This is a genomic window from Roseateles sp., from assembly GCF_036486225.1.
In the GTDB taxonomy this organism is placed as follows: domain Bacteria; phylum Pseudomonadota; class Gammaproteobacteria; order Burkholderiales; family Burkholderiaceae_C; genus Roseateles.
In genome coordinates this window covers 1-4,590 of sequence record NZ_DASVNZ010000239.1, presented here as the reverse complement: position 1 = coordinate 4,590, position 4,590 = coordinate 1, and the positions used below count along the sequence as shown (strand labels likewise).

Here is a 4,590-nt window from a genome sequence, read left to right as displayed (position 1 = left end):
GAGATCGCGCAGCGCTCAGCGTCGCACGGGGGGCTGTCGGGGGGAGACAGGGTAGACGCGAGGTCCGCGTCCGAACGATCCGTGTCGAGATCCATGCTGGGGGCTCCTGGCTGGCCGGGATCGGCAAGCTCAGGAGGTGGCAATCGTCGTGCCACTCCCCTCCTGCTCCCTCTCCCGCTTGCGGGGGAGGGCAGGGGCGAGGGCCAGCGGCGGCGGCAGTGCGCCAGCCTCAGCGATGCGCCTGCAGCCACTCCTCGACGGACCTGGCGCTCGTGCCGACCGCGTCGACCGCGTGCCGCAGCAGCTCGGGCGACACCCCGAAGCGTTCACCCCAATACCGCAGTTCGTAGTCGTCCTGCACGTTGACGCGATGACGCTCGCTGTTGTGCGGACTCGAGGTTTCCTCGGACATGGCGATCACTCCCGGACAGCGTGAAGAGGGACGCTCAGTGGCGCCTCAACCCGGCTTGCGCGACGGCGGCACGCGGCTGCTGTCCTCGCCGTCGAGCGTGGCCCCGGGATCTTCCTCCCCGGCGACCGATTCGTCGAATGAATGATCCGGCACGGCCGGAGGACCCGGGTCGTGCGGACGCGGCGAGCCCGGCGCCGCGCGCTGGGCCTCCCCCTTCTTGCCGTCCTCCGACCCCGGCTCCGGAGCAGGGCCCGAAGGCGTGTCGATCGCATCCACCGGGGTGGGGGCGTCGGGGCCGACGGAGGTCGACGGCGAATTCGGTGCGTTCATGGTGTTCCCCGGCAGGCTGCTGGCCGACACGAAGCGGCGCTTGCCCGCGCGCTTGGCCGTCGTCATCGCCGTTTCGGCGAGCCGCATCAGCGACTCCGCCTGGCGGCCGTGATGAGGGGCAAACGCGATGCCGATGCTGGCCGTGACCGACGCATACCCGCCGTCGGGCAGCCGGATCGGCTCGGCCAGCGCGTCCAGCATGCGTCGCAACGCCGGCTCGGCCTCGTGCTCCGCCCGCAACGCGGTGAGCAGGAGCGCGAACTCGTCGCCGCCCATGCGCGCCACCAGGTCGTGGCCGCGCACGCCGCCCAGCAGCCGCTGCGCCACCACGCGCAGCACCACGTCGCCGGATTCATGACCGAACTCGTCGTTGAGGTCCTTGAACCCGTCCAGGTCCACCCAGCACACCGCCACCAGCCCGACGCGCTCGCCCAGCAGCGTCATCGCCCCGGCCAGCCGCTCGGTGAAGCGCACCCGGTTGGGCAGGCCGGTCAGCGCGTCGTGCACCGCCAGGTGCTGCGCGGTGGCCTCGCTCTCCTTGAGCGCGGAGATGTCGATCATCATCCAGAGCGACTCGCGCTCCGCCACCGACGCGCCGCTCAGGTCGATCCACACCGGCGTGCCGTCCTTGCGCCGCATCCGCAACTGCTGGCGGAAGCGCCGGCCCGCGGCGATGGCCGGATAGGCGGCGTCGCCGATCGCGCGGAAACTCTCGTCGTCGAGGTACAGCGCGCGCGTCGTCTGGCCGTTCAGCTCGCCGGGCGCGTAGCCGAACAGCGAGGCCAGCGCGCGGTTCTTCCAGACCACCGTGCGGTCGCGCAGCCGCATCATGCCGACCATGTCGTTGTCCAGCATCAGCGCCTGCTCGAGCGCAAGCTGCTGCAGGCCGATGGCCGCGCGGCGGTCGCGGCGCTGCTGCAGGAAGACCAGCGCCGAGCAGCCCAGCACCGTCAGGATGACCACGCCGGCCAGCGCGCCCTGCTGCACGACCTCGCCGCGCCAGGCGGCCAGGAACTCCGCCGTGCTGGCGCCGGTGTAGATCGTCAGCGGATAACCGCGCACCTGGCGGTAGCAGGTGATGCGCTCGATGTTGTCGAGCTTGGTCCGCGTCATGTACCAGCCCTGCTGCGGATCGATGGCGATCTTGCGCATCAGGTCCTCGGACACGATCACGTCGCCGATGCCGCGGATCGAATGCGGCTCCGTGGCCGAATAGCGCGCGATCAGGCGATGGCTGCGCGTGCGCAGCGAGATCGCGCCTTCCGCGCCTATCGTCAGGCCCTTGAAGCTCTCGATGAAGTGTTCGGTCGACAGCGTCGTGTAGACCACGCCGGCGAAGCTGCCGTCGTCGCGCGTCAGTCGCCGTGAGACCACGATGCCCCACTTGTGCTGGATCCTGCCGAACAGCGGTTCGGAGATGACCGCCTCGCTGCCGTTGCCGTCGCGGGCGCGCTGGAAGTAGTCGCGGTCGCCGACGTTGAGCGCGCCTTCCTCGTCCGCCAGGCCGTAGACCACCTGGCCCCGCGCGTCGGTGATCCGGATCGCGTCGACCTGCGGCAGCAGGCTGCGCTGGTCCGCCAGCGCACGTTCGATGCTGCGCCGGACCTGGTCCGGGTCGCCGACCGTGCGCCGGAACTGCAGCCCGAGCGTCTCCAGCGCGTTGTCGACCTGCTTGAGCTCCGCGCCGATCTCGATGCTGAGGCTGGCGGCCAGGTTCTCGGTGGTCTCGCGGGCGCGGGTGAGGTCGGAGTCGCGCCCGGCCTGCAGGGCCAGCCAGGTCGCCGTCGCGATCGCCGCGGCGATGACGAGGTTGCCCGCCGCGAGCCACAAGGCCAGTCGCGTCAGTGAGCGGGGGGCGTAGAGGGGCGGTCGGTCCATCGGGGTCAGGCAGGCGAAGCGGTCATCCTAACCGCGTCGGACGCCCCCCGAATCATCCGTGCAGTTGACGTTCCAGCCCGTCCAGCACCCGGTAGCAGGGCAGCACCTGCGCCACGCCGGCTTCGGGCTCGCGCCCTTCGCGGATGGCCGCGACGAACTCGCGGTCCTGCAGCTCGATGCCGTTCATCGACACCGCGACGCGGCTGACGTCCACCGTCTCGTCGCGGCCGGTGACGAGGTCGTCGTAGCGGGCGAGGTAGGTGCCGGTGTCGCCGATGTAGCGGAAGAAGGTGCCCAGCGGCCCCTCGTTGTTGAAGGACAGCGACAGCGTGCAGATCGCCCCGTTGGCGGCCTGCAGCTGGAGGCTCATGTCCATCGCGATGCCGAGCGTCGGGTGGACCGGTCCCTGCAGCGCGTTCGCACGCACGACGGGGCTGCCGCACTGCCAGGCGAAGAGGTCCACCGTGTGCGCCGCGTGGTGCCACAGCAGGTGGTCGGTCCAGCTGCGCGCCTGGCCCAGTGCGTTCGTGTTGGTGCGACGGAAGAAGTAGGTCTGGACATCCATCTGCTGGATGTTGAATTCGCCCGCCTCGATGCGGCGACGGATCCATTGATGACTCGGGTTGAAGCGGCGCGTGTGGCCGCACATCGCGACCAGGCCGGTCTCGCGCTGGCGGCGCACGACGGCCTCGCCGTCGGCCAGCACGTCGCACAGCGGGATCTCCACCTGCACATGCTTGCCCGCATCCAGACAGGCCAACGCCTGCGCCGCATGCAACTGCGTCGGCGTGCAGAGGATGACGGCGTCGACGTCGTCGCGGGCGAGCACCTCGTCGAGCGCCGTCGTCGCGTGGCCGATGCCGTACCTGGCGGCGGTCTCGCGCGTCTTGTCGATGTCGCGGCTGATCAGCGAGACCACCTCCACGCCGTGGATCTGCTTCAACGCGTCGAGGTGCTTCTGGCCGAAGGCGCCGGCGCCGGCCAGGGCAATGCGGATCGGTGCGGTCATGGCGTCTTTCGAAGGTTCAGGGGTTCTCGAGGATCAGGTGCCCCACCGCCGTGTTGGACGCGGGCACGTGATAGAAGCGATGCGCGACGCGCGGCGTCGGCGCGTCCGCCGCGTCGGCGAGATCGGCCATCGCGCCGCGCGCGATCAGCCACATCACGAGCTCGATGCCTTCGGAGCCGGCTTCACGGACGTAGTCGATGTGAGGCATCTCCGACAGCCCGCGCGGGTCGGCGATCAGGCGGTCCATCCAGGCGTTGTCCCACTCGCGGTTGATCAGGCCGGCGCGCGGTCCTTGCAGCTGGTGGCTCATGCCGCCGGTGCCCCAGACCTGGACCTTCAGCGGCGCGTCGAAACTCTCCACCGCGCGGCGGATCGCCTGGCCGAGCTGCAGGCAGCGCCGGCCCGAGGGCACCGGGTACTGCACGACGTTGACCGCCAGCGGGATCACCGGCACCGGCCAGCCGGGCGCGCCGGCGTCCTGCTCGCCGAACATCAGCGACAGCGGCACCGTCAGGCCGTGGTCGACCGTCATGCGGTTGATCAGCGTCAGGTCGAAGTCCTGCTGGATGACGCTCTGGGCGATGTGGGCCGCGAGTTCGCCGTGGCCGTGGACCGGCGGCACCGCGCGCGGTCCCCAGCCTTCGTCGGCGATGCCGAAGGCCTCGGCGCAGCCGATGGCGAAGGTGGGGATCATGTCGAGGCTGAAGGCGTTGGCGTGGTCGTTGTAGACCAGCACGACGACGTCCGGCCGGTTCGCGTCCATCCAGCGGCGCGAGGGCTCGTAGCCCGCGAAGAGCGGCGACCAGTACGGGTCCTGCGTGCGGCCCTGGTCCATCGCGACGCCGATCGCCGGCACATGCGAGGTGTAGACGGACGCGGCGATCCGCGCATGCGTGCTCATCGAGGGGTTCCCTTCGTGTCCTGTCGTGTGTCGCCCTGCGTCGCGCCGCCCGCATCGGCG

Annotated in this window: 4 protein-coding genes; all 4 read right to left on the bottom strand. The window is 70.6% G+C overall.

The window, feature by feature from the left end; all coding sequences use genetic code 11:
* Positions 1–229: 229 nt before the first annotated feature.
* From VF536_RS16225 to VF536_RS16210, 4 genes are read right to left on the bottom strand one after another with little or no spacing between them, the layout of a single operon-like run.
* Positions 230–412 (bottom strand): DUF3606 domain-containing protein, encoded by a 183-nt coding sequence (locus VF536_RS16225; RefSeq protein ID WP_067272360.1) that lies wholly within the window; start codon positions 410–412, stop codon positions 230–232.
* Between the two features lie 45 nt (positions 413–457).
* Complete coding sequence (locus VF536_RS16220; protein ID WP_331615903.1) at positions 458–2,620, bottom strand: diguanylate cyclase domain-containing protein; 2,163 nt, start codon at positions 2,618–2,620, stop codon at positions 458–460.
* 52 nt (positions 2,621–2,672) lie between these two features.
* On the bottom strand, positions 2,673–3,629 hold the full coding sequence (locus VF536_RS16215) for a Gfo/Idh/MocA family oxidoreductase (protein ID WP_331615902.1): 957 nt from the start codon (positions 3,627–3,629) through the stop codon (positions 2,673–2,675).
* Between the two features lie 16 nt (positions 3,630–3,645).
* Positions 3,646–4,530 (bottom strand): class III extradiol dioxygenase subunit beta, encoded by an 885-nt coding sequence (locus VF536_RS16210; RefSeq protein WP_331615901.1) that lies wholly within the window; start codon positions 4,528–4,530, stop codon positions 3,646–3,648.
* Between the last annotated feature and the right edge of the window lie 60 nt (positions 4,531–4,590).